This window comes from Streptomyces sp. NPDC039480, assembly GCF_055597165.1.
In genome coordinates this window covers 509,391-534,682 of the sequence record NZ_JBVITX010000003.1, presented here as the reverse complement: position 1 = coordinate 534,682, position 25,292 = coordinate 509,391, and the positions used below count along the sequence as shown (strand labels likewise).

Annotated in this window: 25 protein-coding genes and 4 pseudogenes; 13 read left to right on the top strand and 16 right to left on the bottom strand. The window is 68.0% G+C overall.

Going from position 1 to position 25,292, the window contains the following annotated elements:
- Positions 1 to 20: 20 nt before the first annotated feature.
- A complete protein-coding gene (locus ACZ56E_RS13065; RefSeq protein ID WP_471213790.1) occupies positions 21 to 938 on the bottom strand; it encodes a diiron oxygenase in 918 nt (305 codons plus the stop codon).
- Between the two features lie 16 nt (positions 939 to 954).
- Complete coding sequence (locus tag ACZ56E_RS13060) at positions 955 to 1,530, bottom strand: LysE family translocator (RefSeq protein WP_471213788.1); 576 nt, start codon at positions 1,528 to 1,530, stop codon at positions 955 to 957.
- A 416-nt stretch (positions 1,531 to 1,946) separates the two neighbouring features.
- Between ACZ56E_RS13060 and ACZ56E_RS13055 the strand changes: the two genes are divergently transcribed.
- From ACZ56E_RS13055 to ACZ56E_RS13035, 5 genes and pseudogenes are all read left to right on the top strand, one after another.
- Positions 1,947 to 2,789, top strand: a complete 843-nt coding sequence (locus ACZ56E_RS13055; RefSeq protein WP_471213787.1) for a formyltransferase family protein — start codon at positions 1,947 to 1,949, stop codon at positions 2,787 to 2,789.
- The gene (locus tag ACZ56E_RS13050) at positions 2,786 to 4,105 is read left to right on the top strand and encodes an aminotransferase class III-fold pyridoxal phosphate-dependent enzyme (RefSeq protein ID WP_471213785.1); all 1,320 of its coding nucleotides are present in this window, start codon (positions 2,786 to 2,788) and stop codon (positions 4,103 to 4,105) included. Before ACZ56E_RS13055 ends, ACZ56E_RS13050 begins: the two co-directional genes overlap by 4 nt.
- The gene (locus ACZ56E_RS13045) at positions 4,105 to 5,307 is read left to right on the top strand and encodes an HAD-IA family hydrolase (RefSeq protein ID WP_471213783.1); all 1,203 of its coding nucleotides are present in this window, start codon (positions 4,105 to 4,107) and stop codon (positions 5,305 to 5,307) included. Before ACZ56E_RS13050 ends, ACZ56E_RS13045 begins: the two co-directional genes overlap by 1 nt.
- A 202-nt stretch (positions 5,308 to 5,509) precedes the next feature.
- Positions 5,510 to 5,671 (top strand): hypothetical protein, encoded by a 162-nt coding sequence (locus ACZ56E_RS13040; protein WP_471213782.1) that lies wholly within the window; start codon positions 5,510 to 5,512, stop codon positions 5,669 to 5,671.
- A 36-nt stretch (positions 5,672 to 5,707) separates the two neighbouring features.
- Positions 5,708 to 5,868, top strand: a pseudogene (locus ACZ56E_RS13035) (transporter); the annotation flags it as partial.
- Positions 5,869 to 6,231: 363 nt separating this feature from the next.
- On the opposite strand, the gene ACZ56E_RS13030 reads toward ACZ56E_RS13035, so the two are convergent.
- The 3 genes from ACZ56E_RS13030 to ACZ56E_RS13020 all read right to left on the bottom strand — a co-directional run bounded on the left by ACZ56E_RS13030 (position 6,232) and on the right by ACZ56E_RS13020 (position 8,450).
- Positions 6,232 to 7,149: a hypothetical protein gene (locus ACZ56E_RS13030; RefSeq protein WP_471213781.1), complete on the bottom strand. Its 918-nt coding sequence runs from the start codon at positions 7,147 to 7,149 to the stop codon at positions 6,232 to 6,234.
- A 194-nt stretch (positions 7,150 to 7,343) separates the two neighbouring features.
- The gene (locus tag ACZ56E_RS13025) at positions 7,344 to 7,742 is read right to left on the bottom strand and encodes a DUF6234 family protein (RefSeq protein WP_471213779.1); all 399 of its coding nucleotides are present in this window, start codon (positions 7,740 to 7,742) and stop codon (positions 7,344 to 7,346) included.
- 159 nt (positions 7,743 to 7,901) lie between these two features.
- Positions 7,902 to 8,450: a TetR/AcrR family transcriptional regulator gene (locus ACZ56E_RS13020; RefSeq protein WP_471213778.1), complete on the bottom strand. Its 549-nt coding sequence runs from the start codon at positions 8,448 to 8,450 to the stop codon at positions 7,902 to 7,904.
- Positions 8,451 to 8,552: 102 nt separating this feature from the next.
- Here ACZ56E_RS13020 and ACZ56E_RS13015 point away from each other — a divergent pair, with 102 nt between their 5' ends.
- Positions 8,553 to 9,164 (top strand): DUF2867 domain-containing protein, encoded by a 612-nt coding sequence (locus ACZ56E_RS13015; protein ID WP_471213776.1) that lies wholly within the window; start codon positions 8,553 to 8,555, stop codon positions 9,162 to 9,164.
- Complete coding sequence (locus tag ACZ56E_RS13010; protein ID WP_471213775.1) at positions 9,157 to 9,666, top strand: hypothetical protein; 510 nt, start codon at positions 9,157 to 9,159, stop codon at positions 9,664 to 9,666. The genes ACZ56E_RS13015 and ACZ56E_RS13010 overlap by 8 nt, the downstream gene beginning before the upstream one ends.
- 107 nt (positions 9,667 to 9,773) lie before the next feature.
- Here the strand turns inward: ACZ56E_RS13010 and ACZ56E_RS13005 are convergent.
- The 8 genes and pseudogenes from ACZ56E_RS13005 to ACZ56E_RS12970 all read right to left on the bottom strand — a co-directional run.
- Positions 9,774 to 10,715, bottom strand: a pseudogene (locus ACZ56E_RS13005) (ISKra4 family transposase); the annotation flags it as partial.
- 551 nt (positions 10,716 to 11,266) lie between these two features.
- Positions 11,267 to 12,199, bottom strand: a complete 933-nt coding sequence (locus ACZ56E_RS13000; protein WP_471213773.1) for a hypothetical protein — start codon at positions 12,197 to 12,199, stop codon at positions 11,267 to 11,269.
- 1,353 nt (positions 12,200 to 13,552) lie between these two features.
- The gene (locus ACZ56E_RS12995) at positions 13,553 to 14,065 is read right to left on the bottom strand and encodes a hypothetical protein (protein ID WP_471213772.1); all 513 of its coding nucleotides are present in this window, start codon (positions 14,063 to 14,065) and stop codon (positions 13,553 to 13,555) included.
- Positions 14,066 to 14,575: 510 nt separating this feature from the next.
- A complete protein-coding gene (locus tag ACZ56E_RS12990; RefSeq protein WP_471213770.1) occupies positions 14,576 to 15,379 on the bottom strand; it encodes a S1 RNA-binding domain-containing protein in 804 nt (267 codons plus the stop codon).
- Between the two features lie 310 nt (positions 15,380 to 15,689).
- Complete coding sequence (locus ACZ56E_RS12985) at positions 15,690 to 16,049, bottom strand: hypothetical protein (protein WP_471213769.1); 360 nt, start codon at positions 16,047 to 16,049, stop codon at positions 15,690 to 15,692.
- A gap of 397 nt (positions 16,050 to 16,446) precedes the next feature.
- Complete coding sequence (locus ACZ56E_RS12980) at positions 16,447 to 17,016, bottom strand: SMI1/KNR4 family protein (protein ID WP_471213768.1); 570 nt, start codon at positions 17,014 to 17,016, stop codon at positions 16,447 to 16,449.
- Positions 17,017 to 17,474: 458 nt separating this feature from the next.
- Complete coding sequence (locus ACZ56E_RS12975; RefSeq protein ID WP_471213766.1) at positions 17,475 to 17,783, bottom strand: hypothetical protein; 309 nt, start codon at positions 17,781 to 17,783, stop codon at positions 17,475 to 17,477.
- 92 nt (positions 17,784 to 17,875) lie between these two features.
- Positions 17,876 to 18,172, bottom strand: a complete 297-nt coding sequence (locus tag ACZ56E_RS12970) for a hypothetical protein (RefSeq protein WP_471213765.1) — start codon at positions 18,170 to 18,172, stop codon at positions 17,876 to 17,878.
- A 539-nt stretch (positions 18,173 to 18,711) separates the two neighbouring features.
- Here ACZ56E_RS12970 and ACZ56E_RS12965 point away from each other — a divergent pair.
- The 4 genes and pseudogenes from ACZ56E_RS12965 to ACZ56E_RS12950 all read left to right on the top strand — a co-directional run.
- Positions 18,712 to 19,477, top strand: a pseudogene (locus tag ACZ56E_RS12965) (RHS repeat domain-containing protein); the annotation flags it as partial.
- A 311-nt stretch (positions 19,478 to 19,788) separates the two neighbouring features.
- Entirely contained in the window at positions 19,789 to 20,352 is a 564-nt protein-coding gene (locus ACZ56E_RS12960) for a hypothetical protein (protein ID WP_471213763.1), read from the top strand.
- A gap of 101 nt (positions 20,353 to 20,453) precedes the next feature.
- On the top strand, positions 20,454 to 21,152 hold the full coding sequence (locus ACZ56E_RS12955; RefSeq protein WP_471213762.1) for an amidase domain-containing protein: 699 nt from the start codon (positions 20,454 to 20,456) through the stop codon (positions 21,150 to 21,152).
- Positions 21,149 to 21,607, top strand: coding sequence for a hypothetical protein (locus ACZ56E_RS12950; protein WP_471213760.1), 459 nt, complete (start codon positions 21,149 to 21,151; stop codon positions 21,605 to 21,607). The genes ACZ56E_RS12955 and ACZ56E_RS12950 overlap by 4 nt, the downstream gene beginning before the upstream one ends.
- Positions 21,608 to 21,660: 53 nt before the next feature.
- Here the strand turns inward: ACZ56E_RS12950 and ACZ56E_RS12945 are convergent, their stop codons facing one another.
- Together ACZ56E_RS12945 and ACZ56E_RS12940 are read right to left on the bottom strand one after the other, a co-directional pair.
- A complete protein-coding gene (locus tag ACZ56E_RS12945; RefSeq protein WP_471213759.1) occupies positions 21,661 to 21,924 on the bottom strand; it encodes a hypothetical protein in 264 nt (87 codons plus the stop codon).
- A gap of 90 nt (positions 21,925 to 22,014) precedes the next feature.
- Positions 22,015 to 22,473 (bottom strand): hypothetical protein, encoded by a 459-nt coding sequence (locus tag ACZ56E_RS12940; protein ID WP_471213757.1) that lies wholly within the window; start codon positions 22,471 to 22,473, stop codon positions 22,015 to 22,017.
- Positions 22,474 to 22,914: 441 nt separating this feature from the next.
- Here ACZ56E_RS12940 and ACZ56E_RS12935 point away from each other — a divergent pair, with 441 nt between their 5' ends.
- Together ACZ56E_RS12935 and ACZ56E_RS12930 are read left to right on the top strand one after the other, a co-directional pair.
- Positions 22,915 to 23,496 carry a snapalysin family zinc-dependent metalloprotease gene (locus ACZ56E_RS12935; protein WP_471213756.1) on the top strand — a complete coding sequence of 194 codons (582 nt, stop codon included), beginning with the start codon at positions 22,915 to 22,917 and terminating at the stop codon, positions 23,494 to 23,496.
- Between the two features lie 503 nt (positions 23,497 to 23,999).
- Positions 24,000 to 24,370, top strand: a pseudogene (locus tag ACZ56E_RS12930) (glycoside hydrolase family 6 protein); the annotation flags it as partial.
- Here the strand turns inward: ACZ56E_RS12930 and ACZ56E_RS12925 are convergent.
- Positions 24,364 to 25,194 (bottom strand): alpha/beta fold hydrolase, encoded by an 831-nt coding sequence (locus ACZ56E_RS12925; protein ID WP_471214091.1) that lies wholly within the window; start codon positions 25,192 to 25,194, stop codon positions 24,364 to 24,366. The pseudogene ACZ56E_RS12930 and the gene ACZ56E_RS12925 sit on opposite strands and share 7 nt — an antisense overlap.
- Positions 25,195 to 25,292 lie beyond the last annotated feature (98 nt).

Here is a 25,292-nt window from a genome sequence, read left to right as displayed (position 1 = left end):
TTCATTCTCCCTGGCCGTCGTCACAACAACCCGGCGGACATGAAGGAGTCCCGTGCGCCCGGCACGTCCAACACGCCTACGGATTCGAATAGTTGAAAGGTGTGCCGAGCGCTGGCCCGGATGCCGTCCCGGGTCTTGTCCGGGGAATAGACGTCGGCGAGGACCTCACTGGCCGCCGCCTCATCCAGGCCCGCCAGCCGTAGGGAGCCGCGCACCGGAGCCAAGTCGGGGGTGAGGCTGCTGGTGACCAGTTCCGGCAGGCAGCGCGATGCCTGCTCCCTCAGCGTGGGACTCAGGTCGTGCCAGAGTTCCTTGAAGAACGCCGCGAAGTAGGCGTGGTGGCGGCCCTCGTCCTGAGCGTGGTCCCGTACAACCTCTCGTACGGTGCCAACCACCGACTGGTCCTTCGGTATGTCCTTGAGGATCGAGGTGACCAGCGTCTCGAAGACGACTACTTGCAGCAGTTGAACGAGAGTCCTCTCACCGGGTATGACCGACGCCCCCAGGCCGTCGAGGCGGTTGAGGAAGGGGGCGAAGTCGTAATCGGGCACCTCGATGCCCGTCGCACCGCTCACCTGCTCCACTACGTCCAGGCTGTACAGGGCGTGGTAGGCCTCGTCGCAGTAGATCTTGTACGCGTCCAGCCTCGTCGCCGCCGGCAACGGCAGCCCCGACGTGCCGTTCGCGATGCGCTCGGCGGCCCGGTTCACCACACTCGTCTCGAAGTGCATCGTGAACTGCATGTACTGGTAGAGATGCCGTGCGGTGATCCGGTACTGCTCCTCGGGCTCCAGGGCCACTACGAGGGGATGGTCCAAGTACGGGATGAGCGTGTGCGGGAAGAGGGTCTTGCCCTCCTCCAGTTCCCGTGCCATGACCCGCCGTGGATCGGTCCGCACCCCGGCCTTGTCGTACCAGCCGTCCAGCGGCGACTTCATTCAGCTCTCCTGATGTCTAGATTCCCGTGACCGCAGAGGCCATCAGCCACAGCCCGACGGCGACCAGAGCCGCGCCCGCGACCGTCTCCAGGACGCGGCGCCATCCGTCCTTGCGGAACACGTCTCCCATACGGGCGACGATCGCCCCGTACGCGAGCAGGGAGAGGAAACTCAGGACGACATGAATGGCCGCCAGCAGCAGCGAGGAGTAAAAGGAAGCCCCGTCCGCCGGAATGAATTGCGGCAGCAGGGAGGTGTAGAAGACGCCGACCTTCGGGTTTCCCAGACTGGTCAGGGCGCCTTGGCGCCAGTTCCTCCCGTAGCTCGGCAGCGCCGCTTCCGGTGCCGCGATCCGGCGTGCCGCCACGAGCGCCTGCACGCCGAGATACACCAGATACGCGGCGCCCGCGGCTCTGAGCAGGTTGAACAGTGTCGGCGACGCGGCCAGGGCGGTCGAGAGCCCGATGGACGACATCAGGGCCCAGGCGACCAGCCCCACGCACACGCCGACGGTGGTCCGGACCGCGTTCCTGAAGTCACCGCTCAGCGTGTTGCGCACCACGACCAGCGTGTCGGCTCCAGGAATGATCACCAAGAGACCTGCGACTGCCACGTACCCTGATATGTCTATCAATGCGATCCACTGCTAGGTAGCCGAATTCAGCAGGCAGGCCGGGGAGAATCAGTCCCAACGAATGTCAGGCGTCTGCCCGCAACGCTCGAGAGGGAACATGTTGCAAATGAGCGAGGCCATTTTCGGTCTCCTGCTTTCTGGGATTGCCAGTTAGAACGGGATTTCCGGGTAGTACAGGCTCGGTGGCCCGGTTTCGAGCATCACCTATTACCGTTCAACAACTCCAGCCCCGTGGCCTTCATCTCCCTGCAGTGCAGGGAGATGAACCGCGCGTGCCGTGGACGGGCCGCCCGACGGGCTTCCAGAGTGGACCGAGTCACGTCGCAAGCGCCGCGAAGGTCTTCGGGGCCCGAGAGAACAGAGATGGAGTGCTCTTGTCCGCACCCACTCCGACCACCGGCAACCCGATGCCCCTGGGCCGCCGCTCAGCGGCCGGGCCGCTGCGCATCGGCGTCCTGGTCTCCGCCACCGGCGCCAACCTCACCACACTGCTGGACATGCAACGGGTGCAGCCCCAGGAGTTCAAGGTCTGCCTCGTCGTCTCACACGCGGAGCGGGTCAAGGCCCTGGACGTGGCCCGGCAGGCCGGGGTCGAGGCATGGCCGGGCGACTTCGACCGCGTCTGCGGAACAGCATCGGCTGCCGCCGGCCAAGCGGGCCGTGAGGCCTATCGGGACCGGGCCCGGCAGTGGCACGACGCGCTGGACGGACGAATATCCGACTGGGAGCGGGACAACGGCGAGTTGGACCTGGTCGTCCTCGCCTACCACCGCTGGATCGACGGCCGGTTGCTCGACCGCTACCAGGGACGCATGATCAACCAGCACCCGGCCGATCTGTCGGTCCTCGACGACGAGGGCCGCAGGAAGTTCACGGGCAAAGATCCCGTCAGGCTCGCGATGGCGGCGGGCCGCGACACGACCCGCACCTCCTGCTTCCTCGTCGACGGCTCCCGGGACGGCGGTGCGATTCTCGCGATGGGGCCCGAGGTGCCCGTCGAGGGTCGGCAGCCGACCGTCGAGGACGCGGGGGAGCAGGAATTGAAGCAGAAGAGCCTCAGTGACCGGCCGTGTCTACGGTGGTCGGTGCGGGCCTTCGCGGCGGGGCGGCTCGCCCTGTCGGACCAGGAACACCGCGACGGCAGCCGGGTCGTGGTGGTGGACGGAGAGCCGACTCCGCTCGGCGGACGGCGACTGACCGGGGAGCCCCTGACATGACCGACCTCGCCAACGACCAGCGCATCCCCTCCTTCGCCGGGGCGGGCAATCTGGTCTACCGCGAACCCGACGTTCCCCGCTTCGTCTCCGGCTCGGGCAGCTGGCTGGTCGCGCACGACGGGCGCAGATACCTCGACGCGGAGGCCGCCAACGGCACCGTCGCCTTCGGCTACGACAGCACACTGCTGAGGGAGGCGATGCGACGCTGCGAGCAGCTGCCCGCCCTGCCCTCCTTCGCCGAGTCCGAGCTGCGGCTCAAGGTGCTCTCCAGGCTGGAAAAGCTCGTCTCCGGTGTGCTGGGCACCCCCGGCCGGGTGGAGCTGGACCTCGGCGGAGCCCAAGCCATGGAGACGGCTCTGCGCATCGCCTTCGCGGCGAACGGTCCGGGCACGATCGTCGTCTTCGAGGGAGCCTTCCACGGCCGCTCCGGAGTGACGAGCATGCTCAGTTCCAGTCCGCGCTACCGCGAGTTGCTCGCCGCGTGGGGACTGGAGGTGGTACGGCTCCCGAGCCCGGACCCCGAGCGGTGCCCGCACGCCGTCGCGGGCAACGGCTGCGGGGCGGGATGCCGTGAGGCCGTCACCCGATGGGGCTCCGAGCTGAGCGGCGTCGGGGGGCGGGACTTCGGCCGGAAGGTGTCGGCGTTCGTCTTCGAGTCCGTCCAAAACGTCGGCGGCATGGTGGAACCCGACCACGAACTGCTGCGCGCCGCAGTGCGGCACGCCCGGGAACAGGGCGCAGTGGTCATCGCGGACGAGATCTTCACCGGCATGCACCGGGTGGGACCGCGCTGGGGGTTCCAGCGCTCCGGAGTGACCCCGGACATCGTCGTCACCAGCAAGGGCCTGGCCAACGGCGGTGCGGCGCTGAGCATGGTGTGGTCTCGCGAACCCCTGGGCAACCCGGAGAGGTACCGGCCCGGAAGCCACTCCTCCACGTACATCGGCATCCCGAGCGCCCTCGCCGTCGTGGACACGGTGCTGGACCGCTGGGAGCGGTGGACGACGGTGGACAAGGACATCCTCCGGCTGGAGGAGGCCATGCGCTCCCGGCTCACCGACGTCGCCGCGAGGCATCCAGAACTCGTGCGCGGTGTCGACGCGATGGGCGGTACCGCGCGCATCGCCCTCACCGGACCGTACGCCAGTCGAATGCGGCACCTGTTCCGGTCCGGGCACCCGGACACCGGCGTTCTCGTCGCGACGACCGGCATGGCGCCGGACGTCATCAACGTGCACCCTCCACTCGTCATCGAGGAAAGCGAATTGGACGTGCTCGCGGAAGTCTTCGAGACGGCGTTGAACGGGATCGCCTGATGGGAATCGAGACGGAGCGGAAGTTCCTCGTCGGCTGTGGCTGGCGCGAGACGGTGGTGCGGACCCGTGAGGTCCTGCAGGGCTATCTGTCCGCCGAACCAGAGCGCGCGGTGCGGGTCCGGATCACCGACGGCACCGAGGCGGTCATCACCGTCAAAGGCCCCCGCCAGGGCGCGCGCAGAGCCGAGTTCGAGTACCCCGTGCCGCTCGCGGACGCCGAGGACATCCTCGCGCAGCTCTGCCCACAGCCGTTGGTGCAGAAGAAGCGGCATTATCTGGGCGGGCGCTTCGAAGGCTGGACCGTGGACGAGTTCTTCGGCTCCAATGCCGGTCTCGTGCTGGCGGAGCTGGATGCCGAAGACGCGGCGGATGTGGTCGACCTGCCCATGTGGGTCACCGAGGAGGTCACCACCGACCTGCGGTTCGACAACGCCTACCTGCACGGCCGTCCGTACCCCCACTGGGCGGCGGAGACGGCACCCGCGCCACGACCGCTGCGAGACCTCGCCGACGCGGATCTGGTGATCTTCGACAATGACGGTGTTCTCGTCGATTCTGAGCCGATCGCCAACCGCGTCCTGGCCGCGCTGCTCACGGAGGCCGGGTTTCCCACCTCGTACGAGAAGAGCGTGTGCCGTTACATGGGCGGCACCCTGGACCGCGTCCGGGCCATGCTCAGGGCCGATACCGGGCGCGATCTGCCGAGAGGGTTCGCCGAGAACTACCGGGCCCGGCTGATCGAGGCATTCGAGCGGGACTTGCGTCCAGTTGCCGGCATCGCGGAAGTTCTGCAGGCTCTGGCCCGGCGCGGCACTCCCTTCTGTGTCGCGTCGAGTTCGCCCCGGGACCGGCTCGACCTCGCCCTGCGGGTCACGGGGCTGGCCTCTTACTTCGAGCACCGGGTGTACTGCACGGACGACGTCACCCGGGGCAAGCCGGCGCCGGATCTCTTCCTGCACGCCGCCGTCCGTATGGGGGCCGACCCCGCCCATGCGGTGGTGATCGAGGACAGCGTGCCCGGAGTCGACGCTGCGACAGCCGCGGGCATGACCAGCATCGGCTACGCGGCGCTGACCCCGGCCGAGCGGCTGTCCGGCGCGACCCGCGTGGTGCGCGACTCCGCCGCGCTGGCCGCGGAGTTGGGGCTCACGATCCCCGGCTCAGGCCCGGCCGGGCTCGCCCGGGCGGGAGCCAGGTCCTGAGGCGGTCGAGGAGGGCAGTGCCTCCTGAGCGGGCTGCTCTGTCAGTCATACGCTGCGAAATAGAGGCCGAGTCACCTGCCTTGGCCCGGTGAGGCACTCGGTGGCCCTGCCGCCAGCACACCGCCCGGCACGGCAGGAAGGCGGCGGGCAAGCATCGAGTGATTCGGGGCAGGAGGAGGCCCCGGGGACGACACAGGGCGCAGTGAGCGAGCTGGAGGAGGAGGCTGTCCAGGCGCACATGGAGACGATGCTGGGCGTCACCTTCCTGGCGAGTGAGTACGTCATCGAATGCGTCGACGGCGGGCGGACCGATTCGAACCACAAGGACGCCTCCGGAACCTGGCCCGCGACCGGCTCGGGGTGACGGCCGCGTCCCGGATCCTGTGGAGCGCACCTCGGCCTCATGGCCGACCCGAAGGAGGTCGACCTCGTTCCCGGCTTCACCCGGGACGTGACGGGACTCGGCACCGCGGCACGAGTGACTTGGAGCTGCGGCCGCGTACGGAGCGGGATCTGGAGCGCGCCGGTGACCTTCTACGCCTCAGCTACGCCGCGGCATAGAGATCTCCCGCTACGGCACCGGTCCGGCGGTGGACCACAAATGGTGCGCAGGATCCCCGGTTTCGCTGACCGGGGATCCTGCGCTAGGTGCCGAGGGGGCTCCGCTCCCTCGGCTGCAGTGTCCGAATGCGGCGTCAGCGCAGCGGGTCGTCCCGCAGGTGCGCCGGCAGCTGTCGATACAGCCGCCGTTGGGCCGCATGGTCATCCTGGTCCTCTGCGAACTCCCGGGCCTTGCTCCCGATGCGGCGGGACATGCGCACCTGTAGTCCGTCGGAGCGGCCAGTGGTGCTGTGTGCGTAGACACGGCATCCGTAAGAGCCCCGGTCGTCAAGGCGCTTCCCCCCCCTGACGACCGAGGTGTCGTCATGCCGCTGCATCGATGCGACCACGGACCGCTGCTTTGATCTGAGCGAGACGGAACCCAACCGCCTCGGCAGGGCCAGTGGTCACCGGGACGGCAAGCAGTGCCTTCTCCACCGATTCCTCAAGTTCTTCGATCGCTGCCGTCGGCAACACGGACACCCCCGGCACGCTGAAGCCGGTATCCACCCGAGTCACGAGGTTTTCTGCCAGGGCATCCCACGACCTGCGGGCCGCTTGCTGGAGCTTCTTGACCTCGTCATCTGTCGCTTCATGGAGCTCTTCCAGGGAGCGAACCAGGCCCTGAGCGTGCCGATTGACCCCCGTGCAGACCTTCCGGAAACGGGCGTAGGTCTTCAACGACGCAGCCACTCCACCTACAAGGAGGGTGACCGTGGTCCCGTTGACAAACACTCGGTACGTATCAGCGTCGAACGTCGCACGGACCAGGAGGACCAACCCGACGATGCCGAACCACAACATCAATACGCGCAGGTGGATGGCTCTCCCCAGACGCCAGCGCAAGCGATCCCAAGGAAACTCCTCAGGCTCGAAGCTCGCGGCGTACACCGAGTGCGTGCCCCACAGGATGAGGAGTACCAAGCTGCCCGAAGCGCGATCCGTGTGAGTGGATGCCACGGCATAGACGCTCATCGCACTCACCCACAGCGCGTACAGGAGGAGTGGGATCGCAGTGCCTCTCTTTTGCCAGAGCGGGGAGAGCGATCGAAACCAGCCGTTCATCAGCCAGCCGCCCCACAGGATTGGCACGACGACCAGAGCGAGGACGAGCGGCGGCCAGAGGCCGCCGTGAACCATTGCCGAGAACAAGGCCACCGTGCTGGCCAGGAAGACGGCTACGCCCACAACGGCTCGCTTAGGAGTCGGCAAGCTCTCGGCAGCGCGTATGTAGCGGATCATCGATGCGGGCCCCTTCGTTGCATTACTGGGCCCTACCGTAGGCACCCCCTCTGACAACGGAGTTCGGCAAGCAAGGTGATGTCCTAGTGAAGAGTCTCCGGAACGAAGACGCCCGTCCTCGCCGCTGTTTGGTGCAGCTGGAGGTCGCGTCTGTCACCCAGGCGCCAGCGGGTCCCGAGCTGGGTCTGTCTACCTCAGCAGTGCGCGTCATAGCGAATGCACCCAGGTGGTGATGTGTGGGCGGTGTCCCACTGGTACTGCGCGACTACGAGCACCCCACCTGCCAGAAATGCCACCAGCAGGTGTGCGACCACTGTCCGCCAGGCACGGAACATGCCTGCGAGAACCGCCAGGGTGAGTACGGCTATCAGCAGCACCTGCACCCGCCCGATGTGCGCGAGGCCGGCCGCGTCGATCTGGCCCTGATGGCCTTGCGCAGCCCATACGTCCAGGCCGAGGCCGAAAATCCAGTCCTGCACGAGCCACGCGGTCTCCAGAAGGAACAGCAAGATCGCGAAGGTGAGGTCCGCGCCCCGGGGTGTCTGGCGCGACCAGGGACGCCGGCGCTCCGGCGTCGCGAGGGTGTTCGTCATGGTCGCAGGGTGCCGGGTTCAGCGGCGGTGTGCATGAGCACGCGTACTCACCTGTGCAGACCGGGCGGGCCCCACGACAAGCTGGGTGACAGAGGAATGCTGTAGCCCGGCTTCGGATGCCCGGGCCACTTACCCAGCGCCGGCTCGTTGGACCGGTCCTTAAGCCAGGAGCAGCCTGGTGGCCGCCGCGAGCACGTCGGCGCGGCTGCGGGTGCCGTGGTCGGCGGCCAGGACGTGTTTGCCGACCGCGAGCGAGAAGGCCAGCATGCTGCGGGCCTCGACGTCGTCCGGGTCACTGCAGAAGGCGCTGAACAGCAGGCGTGCGTAGTCCATTCGGCGGTTGTCGACGCGCCGGAGGCGTTCGGCGACTGCCGGATCGCGCCGGGCCCAGTCGCGAACGGCGAGGTCGACCGGTAGGAGGTCGTCGGAGAAGGTGAGTGCGCCCGCGCGCCGGACCTTGTCCCTGGCGTCGCCCCCCTCGGTCTCGACGCGCTCGATCACCTCATCGATACTTCTCCGCTCCCAGGTGTCGAGCATCTCCTCCAGTAGTGCGCCCCGGTCCTTGAAGTGCCAGTAGAAGCCGCCTCGCGTCACGCCCAGTGCCTTGGCCAGCGGCTCGACCCGCACGGCGTCCGGACCGCCCGCGGCAAGGGCCCGCAGTCCGGCTTCGATCCACGTGCTGCGGGGGGTGCGTGTCGGTGCCGCCATCGATTTCTCCTCGTCTCTGTCTGGTCCGTCACAGAGTCTTCCCCCTGCCGCCGAAAGGCGGCTAACTTCCATCCATACACTACTGTATGGATGGGATCACTCATGAGACTCCCGAGCACCGCGCACACCTCCCGGCCGTGGCGGATCCATGAACTCACCGGTGATTTCGAGCTGGAGGACGTCTGGGCGCTCCCGACGCCAGGGGGTCCTGACGACCTCTCCCGGCTGGTGGCGCTGATGGCCTCGGGTGATCCGTCGTCGACCTGGTCGTCTGCCGCTCGTACGCTCTGGGCGCTCCGGTGGAGGATCGGGACGCTGTTGGGCTGGGACACCCCAAATTCCGGTCTCGGCACGCGGGTTCGGTCGCTCGGGGAGCGGATACCACGGGACCTGCGCGACACACCCGGTCCCGAGTTCCATGCTCAGCGGTTCACCTCCCTGTACCTGCTGGCGGACGAGTGGGCCGCCGAGATCGCCAACCGGACCATGCACGGCGTGATGCACATTGGCTGGGTCCCGGACGGAAACGGCGGCTATCACGGCCAGATGGCCGTGCTGGTGCGGCCGAACGGACTGGCCGGCAAGGCCTATATGGCCGCGATCAAACCGTTTCGGCACCTGGTCGTGTACCCGGCGCTGATCCCGTCGATCGGGCGGCGCTGGCGAGCCCTGAGCGACAGTTCTACGTCACACACGAGGAGCAACAATGGTTGATGCCACGCCCTATGCCCACGCCCACGTAGCGGGAGGGGTGCGCCCCGTCCCGGTGCCACCTGCCGCGCATGCCCTCAGCGCCCTCGCCCGGATCGACTACGAGAACGCCCTGCTCGCCGACCTAGCTCCAGCCGACGACCGCACCGCCGAGCAATGGGCGCGAGCGGTCCTGGAAGACGCACCCACCGACACCCAGCAGGCTCTCACCCAGGGCTGGACATCACTCGGCCTGAATCTCGCACCAGCCCAGGCCGACGGACACGTGCTCGGCTGGCCGGTACGCCACAGCACCCCAGACATCACGATCCTCGCCGCTGACCCCACTCTCGGGCTGCGCGCCGAGCTGCTCTTCCAACGGCAGCGGCACACACTGCTGTTGGCCTGCTTCGTCCAGCTTGACGACGACACCGCACGTGCCCTGTGGGCCCCGGCCGAGGGACGACACCCCCAGGTCATGCACGGGCTCCTCGAAAGGGCCGTATCCCGGACGACGCCGGCCTGACTGATTGTGGGGTCTGGGCGGGAGTCGTTTCGCGGTGTGTCGGGGAGACGACGAGCGTGCCTCGGCATAAGCAATGGGTGTAGCTCTCCCTGAGGGACGCCTGCAGTTCAGACCGTGAGGTCGTAGTCGTGCTGGTCAGAGGTGGAATAGAGCCATTCGTGCTCGCGGGCGAGATGGAAGGCGAAGTAGGCGTCGAGGTCACCGTTGTCCTTCACCGCCCGAAGTTCGAGGACGGCCTCGGCGCCGCTCAGCCCCCACCCCCCACCTTGCCCCGGTGATCTCCAGACGGTCGCCGATGAGGATGTCTGCATGCGCCCTCGATCGGGCCGGTGGCGACCGGCCAGCCCTCGGGCAATGGGGTGTCGTAGCAGAGTTGGTCAAGGTGGCCGGCCAGGTAGCGGACGCAGGTGTCTGCGGCTTCGCGTTTCGCTCCGCGCAGGCCGACCCGCTCCGCCTGCGCGGTGTTCCCCGCGGCGGCGCGGCTGGCCCGGCCGTGGAGGATCGTGGTCAGATGCCCGGCGACCCAGGCTTCGGCTGCCGGGGTGCCGGGCCGGTGGAAGCTGTGCGCGGCAGCCCAGACGTACTCGCTGACGTGCACGATGTCGAGCAGGACCTGCACGGTGATCCCGCGCCGGTCGGCTTCGGCGCGGGATCAGGTCGAGTTGGTCGCGGGCGCCGTCGACCAGGACGACCCAGGTCCGCACGTGGTCGCGATCGCGGGCCTGGGCCTGATCGAAGGCCGCGGCGATGGTGTGCTCGCGCGGGTGGATGACCGAGCCGGCCAACCACTCCGCCCGCGATTTCGGTCCCGGGCGCGGAGACCGGAGGCCGCTGCGGCCCTCCGGCGGGGCGATGATGTCGTGCGGGCGCCGCGGGGCGGGGTCGGCGTCGAACACGCAGGCCAGCGTGGCCATCCGTTTGCGGTGCGGCTTCTCACCCGGCGCCAGGCGGGTGCGCATCGCCCGCGGGGTCTTCAGGTGCGCCTTGAGCGTGGCCGGCCGCAGACCGGACGGCCGCATCGCGCTGCCCTTGCTGTAGAGGTGGGCCACCGTGAACCGTCCGGGCTCGTCCTCGGTCAGCCAGCCCCGCTCCACCAGCCGTTTCAGCTTCCCCCGCGTCCCCTCGATCTTTCCTGTCACCGCGCGCAGCCCGATCCGCGGCACGATCTGCTAGGCCTGCATCGGCTTCGCGGCGTCGGTAAGGACCTCGATGATGTCCCGGTAGACATCCGGCAGCACCGGAGCCGACAGCCCATGGCGCCAGCGCGGCACTGTATCGCCCCGACCACCCGCACCTCAGGGTGCACCGGGCTCTCCGGCTCCGCGCCGCCGGCCACCGGTGCGGTCGCTCCGGACCCGCCCAGATCCGTGATCACCTCTGCCACCGTCTCCCGGACGATCCGTAGCCGCGACCATGCCTCCCGCTCGTCCTCCAGACGGGCCGTCAGCCGGGCGAGCTCCGCTTCGAGCGCCTCCACCCGGGGCCGGGCCGCCGCCTCCCGCGCCTCCAACTCCCCGATCAACGACCCCATCAGCGTCGCCTCCTCCACCCACACGGCAGAGACCCAACCAGGCCGCCGCCCCTCATGCGCAGTCGTACGTCAGCCCGCCCGCTCATAGGTAAGGACGGTCTTCGGGTGGTTGCCGATCTTGCGTAGACGCAGCGGGCCGTCCGAGGACTTCACGTCGAAGTCGTACTTGAGCTCGTCCGGCGGGCAGTTGACGGTCCTGGTGCCCTGCTCGAGCTTGAAGTTGCTCATGGACAGGTCGTACTGGGAGATGCCAGTGACAGTGGCGCTGCCCTTGCATCGCGGGCCGGTGCGGGTCTCGATGACCACGCGTGCGGGCCTGCCCGACTCGACCTGGTGGATGGTCAGCTGCTGGCTGCCGTCCCTGGCTCGCCACCGGCCCACGAACCAGGGGTGGAGGGGCTTGTACTCCGTGGCCGCCTTGGCGAATCCGGAGCCTTTGCGCCAGGTCAGCGTGGTGGTTTCCAGCATGCTGGGATCGACGAAGTCCACTCGGGCGCCACCGTCGCGGATGCGGACCTTCGGCCAGACGAGGGTGTTTTTGGTCGGGTCGGTGGTCCAGGAGGAGAGGTCCCCGGTGGCGACGGCCGCGATCACCTCTTGCGGTTCTTCGCCGTCCGTGCAGTACTGGCCGAAGCCGGCCGCGAGCCACACGGTGTCCCGGTACGCCTTCGCCCTGATGCCCTCGCACGGTTTGGTGCCGGTCTCATAGACCGTCTTCCGGGCGGACCAGGCGTCGTCAGAGGCGTGGCGATGCTGTGCCTCCAGGCCGCGGCGAGTGAAGCGGAGGGACACCTGCCGACCGTCGGAGAGTTCGAGGACGGTGTGGTCGTCGTCGTCCTCGACGACCCGTGAATCAGGCTTGTCCTCCGGTTCGCGGTGGGACTTTGTGTGCTTCGCGCCGCTGCCGGACGGTCCCCTGTCCGATTGCTCGGCGCAGCCGCCGACGGCTGCGCCGATCATCAGCACCGCTACCGCCCACGCCGCTGCGCTCTTCGTTCTCATGCCGTGCCGACTCCCTTGTACGCCGTCCCGCGGTGCCCGGGCCGGTGGGTGGCACGAACTCGGCGATGCTAGCCGGTGGGCGGCCCGCCCCGCTCGGCCCCCGGCACGGTGCGGCCCCGGCGGCTCCGTCACTCGTCGAGGACGGCGGCGACCGCACCCGGGCCCGGGCCGCCGCCTCCCGCGCCTCCAACTCGCCGATCACCGACCCCATCAGCGTCGCCTCCTCCACCCCCACGGCAGGGACCCGACCACGCCGCCATTACCACAACCACGATCTCCCAGCTCAAACCATCGGGGCCGTCCCCGGAAGAGAGCTACACCCAAGTAAGACGTTCCGGCCACGTCGAGTTCCTCCCTCGCAGCCGGGGCGCGTTGAGACGGGCATGAAGAGGGGTTGGTGGCCGGGGCGGAACCGGTGTGGTGCTCGCCTGAGCTGCCTGGCGCGTACTGGCTGGAGAGCCCGGTGCACGGGTCGTCAGAAGGCTGCTGGTGCGGTCCACAGTTGGCAGGGAAGCAGACTGCGGACAGGCTTCGTCGGGTGCGAGCGGCGATGATGGACGTCGCCATCGGAACAGTCGTGGCAGCGGTGCCCTCGATCTCGTGGAAGTGAGAAGCCGCTGATGAAGCCGACGTGCCAAGAGGGCGAAGGCCGGGCGGTGTATCCGTGGAGTAGAGAAACTGCGCTGTCCCAGCCCGTTTTGCCTCCTGGCGAAGCAGGAGAGTGGGATCAAGACGTCCGGCCGCGTCGAGCTCCCCCCTCGTAGTCGGGCAGGCTGGCCGTGGGGCCGTAGTTCGAATACCTGCCCGGTGCAACAGGACGAATCCGTAACCCGGATACGGCATCGCGCGGACAGGGGAAGGCGGCGGTGAGGCGCTTGTGGTGTGCGGCCGCCGCACAGGCACGGCGGCGGCCGGAGCGCGGGGGACCGGGCTCCCCTCGATTCGGCATCACGCGAGGGTGCCCTCCGGCGCCGGCAGAGGCTGCGGTAGTAGCCCTGTTGGCCGTCACGCCCGGGAGAGCGGAGGCTGGAGCCATGTGGTCGGCGATGTGGCTCCAGCCGGGCCCCAACGTCACCTGGTCTGAGGGTGGAGGGCGAACCAGGTTGATTGGAAGCGCCGTGCGGGCAAGAGCTGTTGGACTGGCCCGCAGTGGTTGCGCGCGCGGGGCGTGCGTGGTTGGGCCGACGATCTGGCGAGGAACTCGCTGACGAGCTGTGCAGAACCTTCGCTGCCGGTCGGGACTTGCCGGGGCAGCGAGTCATGTGGGCGTTGAGGTAGGCGGCCTCGGGGTGTGAGTGCTTCGGGTGGCGGGACGCGCGACCTGAACACTCAATGGATGCCGTGGACGGACGCTCACGCCGATACCGGCGAGACGGCCGTGCGGCGACGGTAGTAGTGCACCGTGACCGCGCCCAGCAGAGGACCCCACAGGAGGAGCGGCGCGTAAACGATGTAGAGCAGCCAGAGCCCCCAGGAGGAGGCATCCATGTCCGCGTTGATCGACGTATAGACGAACATCGCTCCGAAGACCGTCGTGGCAACGGCGCCAAGCCCCGCCACGATGGTGGCCAGCAGCACCGGGACTCGATGCCCGCGCAGATACGGGATCCAGCGCGGCCAGGTCTCGCCCCAACCCTGCACGAGCCCGAGGGCGAGCAACGCTAAGAACTCGGCGACCAGGCTGAGGACGACAAGGTAGAACGATCCCCAGCCAGGGGCGTGCATCTGGTCGTACTCGGACTGGGCCAGCCCGACCGGAAGGCCCACCGCGATGGCCAGGCGCCACAGCCCCGAGGGCACATTGGTCAGCGCGGCGCCCAGGGCCGCACTTTGCGCCCAGCGTGGCACGTTCGGCAGCGTATTCACTCTCAACATGTGATCCACACTCGCGCGCGAGGGCACCACCACGCGTCGGCCCGCAGTCGTGTCCTCATCCACCGAGCGGCGTACCCACAAGTACAACCGCCGCGGCTTGACAGGGGTCGGTGCGGGGCCGGGGGTGTCGTGGAAACCGCTGACGACGTGTAGGTGGTTCTCGCCGTGGAGGTGGACGTTGTTGGCATGCCGGTAGTGCCCACCGCGACGGTGTTATGTCCGCCGTGGGCGTGCTGGTGGATGGTGAGGAGTCCGGAGGCGATGCCATCGTGGATCTTCTGAGCTTCGGCAGACACGAGGCGGATCCCACACCGCCGGAGCCTCGGCCGTGTGGTTCATCGGCAGCTTGCCTCGGAAGACTTCCAGCCGGTCAGCGGGCTGACGGGATCATCGCGGGCGGCGCCACTCCCAGCAGCCCCTTGAGCCTGGACGCACGTGCCGGGCGCCGCCGGTACCTGCCCGGGCTCGATGTCACGGCTCGACATACCGTGCAGGAGGACGTCAGCTGCGCCCCAGCCGCACCCGGTGATGCTGGAGATCGACCTCAGTGACCTTCACCGTGATCAGCTCACCTTCATCGACAAGTTGATCCGGTGTCTCGACCGGCTCGTCAGTCAGATCTGAGAGGTGAAGGAACCCCGCAACGTCAGGAGCCAGCCGCACGACTACACCAAAGGGAACGATCTTGATGATCGGCCCGGTGAGGACCCGGCCGACCTGATCCGCAAACCGAAGGAGTGGGTCTTCCTGCAGAGCCTTCAACGAGAGCGTGACCTGTCCGGAGCGCGTCTCGGAAATGATCACCTCGGCGGTGATCCGCTGGCCGGCTTCGACTACCTCGGAGGGGTGGTCGAACCAGCCCCACGTCAGGTCCGGCACACGGATGAATCCGGTGCACAGGCCCTCCGGTTCGCCATCGACGTGGACGAAGACCCCGAAGTTGTGAACCCCGGACACCGTCCCAGAGACGACCTGTCCTGGTTCAAACGCGAGGAGAAAGGACCGCAGGGCCGGGAGCTCACACGCCTTGGCGGAGAGGTGAAGCTGACCTTCGCACCAACGCCCGATCTCTTCGGCATGGATCTCCTGGCCGACCTCGAACAGCTCGGATGGATGCTCCCTCCGATGCATCGACGCCTCATGCCGAGGTAACCGACCGATCTCGGCTCCCTCGCCTTCGGCATCCACAAGCCGCACCAGGACGTCCGCTCCGTCGAACCCAGTGACCTTCACCGTTCTCACGGCCCCCGGCCGGAGTTGGTCGATCAAGGACTGCATGCGAGGGTCACGGGCTGGCTCGGACATGGAAATGAGCCTAGCCGGTGCCGACCGCACTGCTTTCCAGCACTCGTGAGAAGTAAGTCTCTGAAGGCGCAGTCACTCAGAGTGGGGCGAGAATCATAAGGACCTCGTCTATGTGATCAAGGGCGGGCCTAACTGTGGCTGCGTCGACAGGCGGGAACGGAAAACCGGCGGCGCCGCCTGCGTTGGTGACCTCGATCCAGCACTCGGTGAGAACATCTCGGAGCTCGAGGGTGACGTCGTCAGGTGAGGTGCACTGCTGTTTGGGCAAGACCATGGCCGACTGCGGCTCCAGGAGCGTAGGTCACCGGTCTCAGCTGCGTTCGAGGTCAGTAGTGCGGACATCGATACCGCCCGGGAGCTGAGCAGGGACTTCTTGAATCACCGATGCGCCGGGAGCCAATGCCAAGCCAGAGGCGGCGAGGAAGCCTTCAAGGCTGATGACTCCGCTGCCGGTGCCGTCGTCCCATTCGACCAGGCTTTTCGAGAGGCCCTCGTTCCAGGTGTCTGGTGTGTCGACGTCAGGGCCAGGGTGCCGCTCGACGCAGCCTTCGCCGTGCCGGTACCGGAGGTACAGGTACTGGCCCTCCGCCGTCCAGGCATCCCACTGGGACGGGTGAGCGGAAGACGTCTGCACAACCCGCACCAGCATCAGACCCTCAACTTCATCCATCCGGTGATGATCCCGCGGCAAACGGGACTTGGGTAATCGGCTTCGGAGACTCAACAGCGCGACCATGAACGCCCCAACAGCCCCTAGGCCGTGTCCGATGGGTCGTGTGAGCTGATCAGGGACGTGACTTACTGTTCGCTGGACGAAGGGGGCCGCATGGTGCGAGGTGAAGCGGATGCGTGAGCGGGCAGAGATCGTAGAGACGCGCGGACGCCGCAGTGGGCGATGCCCGAATTGCGGCCAGTGATCATGGGTTTCCGATCCTTGCAACACGAGACAGAGGCCCAGCTGCGGTAGGGCACCTCAACCACTCGGCCGCCGGCGAGCCATCCGGCACCACCCGCGCACACCTTCGGACTCTGCTCACCTGAGCCGAGCACGCTCCGAGCGACAGGCCCTAATCCCCAACGTCGGCCCAGACCAGTGTGCCCGGGAAGTCGGTGTCCATATCGATGGCCCGCCACTCGTCACCGTCCCCCATGACTGCGATCCACGGGGGCGGGGATGCCAGGGCGTTTCCGATGACTTCGAGCACGGTCGAAAGGGATGCCCACTCCGGGCCCTCGAACCAGCGGTAGCCGGTCTCCTTGATGTCCCATGACCCGGGGTGCCCCGTCTGGGTGTCGACGACGAGCTGCATCTCGCCCAGCGCGCCGATCGGCACGATCAAGCGGCTGTCGCCCCAGCCGTAGTGATCGTTTTTCAGCTTGTACTTGAGCGTTCCGAGATGCTCCTCAGCAATCTGATCGGCGCTGTAGAGCGCGTACTTGGACGGGATGACGTCGGTGAGCCCTGACCCGTTGTGCCGTACCAGCGATTGCTCAACATCCTCGGGCAGCCGCACGCCGAGCGCGCTATAGAGGTCGTCCAGCTCGGAGCGGGTGCACGGCCCCGGCAGAGGCTGTTCTTGCGGAGCGTACTGGTCCAGCCAGCGTTCGATCTTCTCCCACGACTCATCCACCGACACTCGTGTCCTCCACTCGCCAACAGACCGGCACCACTTAGTACTCCAGCCAACGCGCATGGCGTGAACCTGTCTGCCGAACGGCGCCTCTCGACCGAGCCTCCTCCCGCCGGTTCGCGTCCTTTTCCAACCGGGATTCTGCGAACCACGCACTTTTAACCGGTCGGAGTCCGATCAGGAACCGTTCGCCGCCGGTTGATCACCCCAGGAAGCCCGCGGGCGCCGGCGCCGGGCGGGGGGGAGAGGGCAGGGCCGCAACTACCCAGTCATATCGTGGAGTTGTTGCGTGCGCGTAGTGCAACGGCGGCGCGAAGTGAAAAGGGCCCCCTAACGACGCGAGCACACCGATGAGCGGGCAGTCCCTTTTGCAATGGGACTGCCCGCTCATCACGGCGGAGCCGTCTGAAGCGGATTGCTCGGTCTCATGCCGCAGACACGGGGCAACGACGAGGTGGTCCGCGCTACCGGGACTCGTTTTTCGCGTCTGTCCAGTCATGAGTGATGACCGTGCCACCGGTGCAGCGCAGGCTGGTCGGGGTGGTGGTCCGCTTCCAGGAGGACCACTTGTAGTCACCGTCTGAACACCTGATGCCGAGCCGCCAGATGCCGCCGTCCGACATGTCCGAGCACGCGCCCCTGGCAAAGGTGGGGCTGGTCAGCTCGCTCCAGCAGCCGCGGGGTGTGGCGCTTGCGGGTGTTGCTGTGACTCCCACCCCGGCGATGAGCGCGGCTCCGATTCCGGCGCTGGTGAGTGCATGACGCAGTCGCATCGGTTCTTCCCTTCGGGTAGTGGTGCACGGGTCCGTACTGAACACGAGAGCGGTGGCTGTCTGGCTTGACGAGCCCGGGTGTGTCGCAGGTGCTACCGGGAGTCGGTCCAGTCGTGGGTGATGACGGTTCCACCGGTGCAGCGCAGGCTGGTGGGCGTGGTCGTGTTCTTCCAGAGGGACCACTTGTAGTCGCCGTCGGAGCACCGGATGCCCAGCCGCCACCAGCCGCCTCCTGACATGTCCGAGCAGCCGCCTCGGCCGAAGGACGTGCCCGTGCCGTTGCTCCAACAGCCGGCAGGCTTGGCGCTTGCGGGTGTTGCTGTGACTCCGACCCCGATGATGAGCGCGGCTCCGATTCCGGCGCTCGTGAGTGCATGACGCAGTCGCATCAGATTTCCCTTCGAGTAGCGGCGAATGAATCCCTGCCTGTGCGCGCAGGGCTTCTCTTTCGGCGCACGGTGTGTGGTCACCTGGCGCGCTTGACACGGTGCATCACCAGCAGTGTGGAAACCTTGGATGAATCTTGAATCTCCAATTGGGTTCTGTCCGGCCGATGTTGGACTGTGGGAGGATGTCATCCATGACTTGCAGCCGAAGGGGCCGTGCCGCGTAGAACACCAGCTTCACTTCGACAGCGGGAACGCGGCTGGGGAAGACCCTGGGTGCGGTATCGCGATGTCCCAGGCCTGTCGGGAGCGGCAAATGCCGCCGTCCGTGTGCTCGAACGGGGGCGATTGTCTCCGGGCATCGTGGCGGTGGCGCTGAGCGTGTGGTCCGTGCGCGTCCACGGCACCAAGCGCCGGTGGAGGCGATGGGAGGCTGAGTTCACCTGCCCGTGCTGCGGTGCGGGGTGGGCCCGGGACAAGCTGCGAGACGCTCTGTACATGCTTCCGCCAAGGGCCGCCGGCGAACTACGGGTACAGGTAGAGCGCCTGGACATGGTGCTCCTCGGGCGAACGCATCACGAGCCTATGGCAGGCCCGGAGTTGGCATGGTGGCATCGCAGGTGCTGACCGCGCCCATGTCTCTCACTGATTCGTTGGCTCTCGACGCCCAGAACTGGCCCGATCGCTACGCCCACGACACGGCGGGCAACCAGACCGACGCCGCATGGCCCTCCACCCACCTCGGCCAAGAGGCAACCGGGGAGCGCGTCCCACCGGTACGCGCCTCACCCGCGCCGGCGTGTCCGCTACGAACACGACGCTCTGGGCCGCATCACACTGCGGCAGCGCACCAGGCTGCCCCACAAGCCGGACACCTGGCACTACACGTGGGACGCCGAGGACCGTCTCTCCTGTGTCGTCACACCGGACGGGCAACGGTGGCGCTACCGGTACGACGCCCTGGGCCGCCGCATCGCCAAGCAGCGGATGGGCCCGGACGGCACGACTCCCGTCGAGGAGACCCGCTTCATTTGGGACGGCTCGACTCTCTGCGAACAGAGCACCGACGCACCCCAGGACGACGTCGACGCACGGTTCTTCGCCATCGTCACCGACCTGGTCGGCGCCCCGGCGGAGCTCGTCGACGAAACGGGATCGGTCGCCTGGCGTGCCCGCTCCACACTGTGGGGCAACACCGTCTGGACAACGGATGCCACGGCATACACGCCGCTGCGGTTTCCCGGCCAGTACTTCGACCCGGAGACCGGCCTCCACTACAACACGGTCGACGGCTACCGTGAGCAGACCGATCACCCGCTGAGTAGGCGCATCCACATCGGCGAGGACGGAAAGGTGACCATCACCGGCAAGGGATCGCTCTACGTGAACCTGAGCGGGGACATCCACCGTCGAATTAATTCCGCAGAAACAGCCGGAGGACCTCGGTTTCGCGGATGCGGAATGGAAACAGCTCAAGAAGTTCTACCCCGAGATCTCGGACGCGACCAAGGGGCGGGACCTCTACGGCATCCCCAGCGGCATGCTCGACGAGTTCAGGAGAGAAGTGGCCAAGTATCCTGGACGGGTCGTTCAGGAAGGCTGGCGAGGAGGCCGGCGACATGATGCATGAGATCGAGGACATCGAGCAGGAGAGGCTCCGCGTCGCCCGGCGTCCCTCCGCCCAGGACGCGCCGCCCGTGCTGTGCTGGTTCGACGTCGCTCCCACAGTGCCCTTCGACGCGTACGCAGACCGCCTGCGGTCCGTGCTCGACGCGGCGCTGGGGCTGGCCCTCACCGAGAAGTTCGACGACACGCTGCCCGAGGACTCGGTCCCCGAATGGTTCGCCGCCGTATGCGAACCCCTTTCCGCGGATTCGCCGGATTTCGCGCGGAGGGGCAGGGAACTGTACGCTTCGGCAATTCAGGGAGGGCCCTGGAGACTTCAGGAATGGCTCTACGAATTCGACCCCGAGTTGGAGACCCGGGGCTGGGCGTGGTGGGACCTGACTCACTCATCGGACGGCACCGCCCGAATCTGGGTCGACACGTGGGGCGAGTCCTTCTTCGCCTGCGACGAACTGCGCTGGCTCGCCTACGTCGCGGGCTCCACCGAAGTGAGCGGCCCGCATCTCGCCAAGGCCGAGAGGTGGCACGAGGCGCTCCTCGGCGACGGCCGCTCCTGAGGGCAGGGCTTGCTTCCGGGGCGACGGAGCGGGTGCGTCGAGGGACATGGGGTTCGAAGTCGGCCTCATCGAGCTCGGGTTGGGCTTCACCCTGTCCCGCAATGGCACCATCAACCACCCTGCGCATGGAGACCGACGACGCGGGCGTCGAGGTGACACTGCCCACGACCGCCGACGCCGCGAAGCTGGCGAGCGTGGCGCCGCCCGCCGAGGACAGCATCGAGGAGGTCACCGAGGGCGAGCAGGAGCCCCCGCCGATCGAGCTGGACTCCGACGGCATGCTGCCCGAAGAGGCCGCCCCGCCGGCCGATTCACCGATGCTGCGCACCGCCGCCCCCAAGGGCAGCGGCACATCGAGCTGGGCCAAGCGCCACGTCGGCATCGGCTGGCAGTACAAGCAGGACTGCACGAACTTCGTGTCAAAGGCCCTGCACCACGGCGGCAAGATGAAGCAGCGTAAGGGCGGCCGAAGGAACCCCTCACGCTGGTTCCGCAACAACATCGGCTGGAAGCGGGTCGACAGCTACACCTGGGCCGGCGCCGCCAATCTGCGCCAGCACCTCAAGAACCACCGGGGTGGCCGGGAGATCTCCCGCTACGACGTCCGTCCGGGTGACGTGATCTTCGCGTACTACAAGAAGGACCGGCAGTGGAACCATGCTGGTGTCGTCACCGGCGGCAGCCGCGGAAACATCTCCATCACCCAGCACGGCAGCAAGAACCACACCACGCTCAACCAGTGGCTCAAGCCGAAGAAGATCACGGCGGTGAGCATCATCAGGCCCGGGAGACGCAGTTGACACACGGACGCACAGGCGAGCGCGGGCTCCTGGCCGCGGCGGTGACAGCGGCTTTGCTGCTGCTCGCGGCGTGCACGACCGACCACACGCCGCCGCCCGTCAAGGACGGCAGGGCCGACCTCGACCTGTCCGTGACCGGGCAGCCGTCCTCAGAATCCCTGGCCCTCGTGGAGAAGGCACTCGTCCGCATCCAGCGGCACGACGCGGAGGGACTGGCGAAGCTGTCGTCCGACGGCAAGGACGCCGAGAAGAGCGCGGAGAAGTGGGTGGCGAGATGGGGTGAGGCGGCGCGGAAGCCGATGGTCGCCGACTTCGCCGTCGACCCGCAGACGTACGTGCGCGTGGAGATCCGTTTCCGCGGCGTCAAGGGCTATCTGCCCCTCACACTCGAAGCGGACACGGACGAGGACTGGACCTACGGAATCGTGACCGCCGAGAAGTCCGACAAGGAGTAACCGGACGGTCAAGCAGGGCGTAAGGACCCCGGAACGGTGAACTCCGGGGTCCTTCACGGTTCCGCGGCCCTGGCCGGTGGCCCCCGGGCCCGGTGGGCGGAGCCGGACCCGGGGACGCCGGGGGGGGGCGGCGGTGGAGAGCCCTTCGAGGAGGCGAGTTCGGCGACCTGAGGGGGTGGTCCAGCGAGGGAGCGGGCGACGTCGGCCTGGGCGACCACGCCGACCAGGTCGGGGCCGTCGATCACCGGAGCGGCATCGCCGCCGCCCACCGACAAGGGCGTCGGCATCGAGGGCGGTGTGCCCAGCGCGAAGAGCATGCCCGTACGAGTCCTCGGCGCGAACGGCAGTGGCACCACGCAGACGTCACCCAGGACGCCATCTGGGCCACCCGGCATGGCCCGGACGTCTCAACCTCTCACCGGGAGGACATCCTGTGCCCAGCAGATCGCTCCCTGGCGGATGGCTTGGGCTTTGTCGGCATCGGGCGGTGCAGAGAAGGTGACAGCCTGATCCGCGCGGTAGACAGGCGCCGGAGGATATACGGTTTCTTCCCAATCCGGCGTCGTGCGCCCGGTGCTCGGGGCCTCGGGGGCGGCAACGGCAATCAAACGCGGAGGCCCGAGCACGTAGGCGTCGGGACGGAACAAGTTCGACGGGCGCAGCCCTGCGGCCTTGAGCTGGCTGACGGACTTCAACCCTTTCGGCAGCCGCGGGTAGTCCCGAAGCAGGCTTCTCAAGACGTCGTTCGGCTGTGCGTCCGGGTTCTGGACGTAGATCGGCGCGCCGAACCCGGCGGGGGTGGCGCCGCACACTACATGTTGCTCACCCACGGGGCTGAACGAGATGGCATCGAACTTTTCGGACATGTGCGGATGTTGACTCCACGGGGACGGACGAGGCTTGGAGTGAATCTATCCCGGCAGACTCGTAGCCTCAGCTGTTGCGGACTGGTCAAGGCCCCCTTCAAATGTGGATTGATCCGCGCGCGCAGTGACCGACAGCCGGACCCACGGACCGCGCCCTCCGAGAGCAGTCCGACGGGGGAGCGTCGCCTCCACCAGCGACCGGCAGTCCAAGTCGAACTACACGGCCACCGCCGCGTACACCAACTGGATACAGTCCGCCGCCTCCAACAGCTGACGACAGACAGCGGGTAAGCATGCGCCGCCGCCTTGGCTCGGCACTGCGTCGTCGTCACGGGCCATCAACCCAACCAGTTGACACGGTTGGCATGTTCGCGACACTCGTCTTGGTCCCCTCTTTCGGTCCCCAAGGGTCCGAGAGCCCCCACGTGTGAGAGGACAGTGATGGTGCACTTTCTACGGTTGGGTATAGCCGGTGCCGCGGCAGGGATGCTCTTGACCGCGGTCCCGACGGCACACGCCGTGTCCGCGGCCGAGCCCACCATGCCGAAGAGCGTGGCCGCGCAGGTCACGCTCCGCTACGACGCCAGCCGAGCGGCAGGCTGGGAGCAGGCGATCTCTGCCGGGGTCGCCTCGTGGAACGGCAACGTCGGCAACGTCAAGCTGGTCAAAGCCGCCCCTGGTAGCCGAGCGGAGATCCAGATCGTGGCCACCACCGGCTGGCCGCAGGCCACACTCGGACCGGTCCGGCCGGGCGGCCGGGCACGGGTCGAACTCGGCAGCCAGGCGGTCTCCCAGGGCTACGACAAGACCCGCATCGTCGCCCACGAACTCGGCCACAACCTGGGCCTGCCGGACACCAAGCCCGGCCCCTGCTCGCAGCTGATGTCGGGCTCCAGCGCCGGTACGAGCTGCCGTAACGCGGTGCCCGACGCGGCCGAGCGCTCGCGAGTCGAGAACGCGTACGCGAGCGGCGCCGCGGCACACACCCGGACCGGCGGCCGCGTGCTGGTGGACGCGCCCTAGTCGGCAAGGGCCACCCCGACGTGACGATGCCCGACGCCAGCTGTATCGCGGTCAGGCATCGTCACCCGCGCGTGTGCGGCGGTAAGCGATCATGCCTCCGTCGGCAGCTTGAAGCGACGGCAAGGCGGCCGGACCGACCTGCCGCGATGGCCCTTACCTCTGAGCGGCACGGCGCGCCACCGTCGAGCAGCGGGACACTGCGGGTGCCGATACATCATCTGTGCTGGTCAGGCGGCATGTCGGTACTTGTGAAGGATGCCACAGAGTCGGTTGTGTCGGCGAACACTGAGAGAGGTTGTCCGCGCCGGGCCTTTGACCGGTTCGGGTAGAGCTCGAAGCGGCGCGGCTTGGCCGAGCGTCCGGTGAGGGCGGTGCCCGTTGTAGAACTGCTGGAACTCACGTAGCGCGTGCAGCAGATGGCGCTGGTTCCAGCTCAAGGTGTCCATGACGAGGTTGCGCCCCAACTGCACCACCCAGGACACCGTCGGATGCGCGGTGGCCCCGAGGCCGGCCTCCGACAGGCCCACGGCTTCTCACTCAACGTCTCCAACTACCTGACCACGGCCGAGAACACTGCGTACGGCAACGCCATCAAGCGCGAACTCAGCGCTCCGTACGGCTGCACCAAGCCGTTCGTGGTGGACACCAGCCGCAACGGCAACGGCAACGGTAACGGCTCCAACGGTCAGTGGTGCAACCCCTCGGGCCGCCGCATCGGCACCCCCACCCAACTGGGCGGAGGCGCCGAGATGCTCCTGTGGACCAAGGCCCCGGCCGAGGAGCCGGTTCCGACGGCAACTGCAGCGTCGGAACCGGCTCCTCGGCCGGGCAGTTCCTCCCCGTAGTCGCCTACAAGATGATCTGCGGCTACTGATCCGGGGGCCCTTGTCCGAGGATGAGCATCGCCTCGGCGCTCTCACCGGCCGCCGCCCCGGGGATCGCGGTGGCGGCCTCCTCGAGGACGAGCAGCCGCGCCCCGGGGATCTCGCGCGCGATCGCCTCGCCGTTGCCGACGGGGAAGAACGGGTCGCGGCGGCCGTGGACGACGGGCGTCGGGATGCCGATCCCGGGCAGGCGCTCGCGCCAGCGGGGGGCGCAGTCGAGCCGGGAGAACACCACGCCCAGCTGGTTGGCCGTCTGGACCGGGGGCGTGGTGTCGGGCGTGCGCTCCCAGACGCGCGCGGCGATCTCGCGCGCGGCAACGGGGTCGTCGCCCCGGATCTCCGCGCCGGCGGCGGCGAACTCCGTGACCGCCTCGCGGTCGGTCCAGTCGGGCTGCGGGCGGGCGAACAGCCGGCTCATCGTCGCCCGGTCATGGTCGGGCAGGTCGGCGTCGGGCGGGTCGGGGGCCACCGCGCGGGTGCCGACCATCGTGAGCGCCGAGAACACGGCCGGATGGTCGAGCACGGCCACCTGCGCGACCATCCCCCCGACGCCGATCCCCGCGAGGTGCGCGGGCCGCCCGCCGAGCGCGCCGGCGAGGGCCGCCGCGTCGGCGGCGAGGTCGCGCAGGGTGTAGGCGGGTGCCTGCGGGTCCGCGCCGGTCGACTCCGCGCTGTCGCGCAGGTCGTAGCGCACCACGCGGCGCCCGTCGGCGGCGAGGCGCTCGCACAGCGCGTCGGGCCAGGAAAGCATCGTCGTCCCGCCCGCGAGCAGGACGAGGGGTGCGTCGTCGTCACCGAACGACTCGATGCCGATGGCGACCCCATTGGCGTGGTCCGTGGTCCGTGGTCCGTGGTCACAGTGGTCAGCGGATCTCCGGGAGTACGTCGTCGTACGACGGCCGCGTCGCGCAG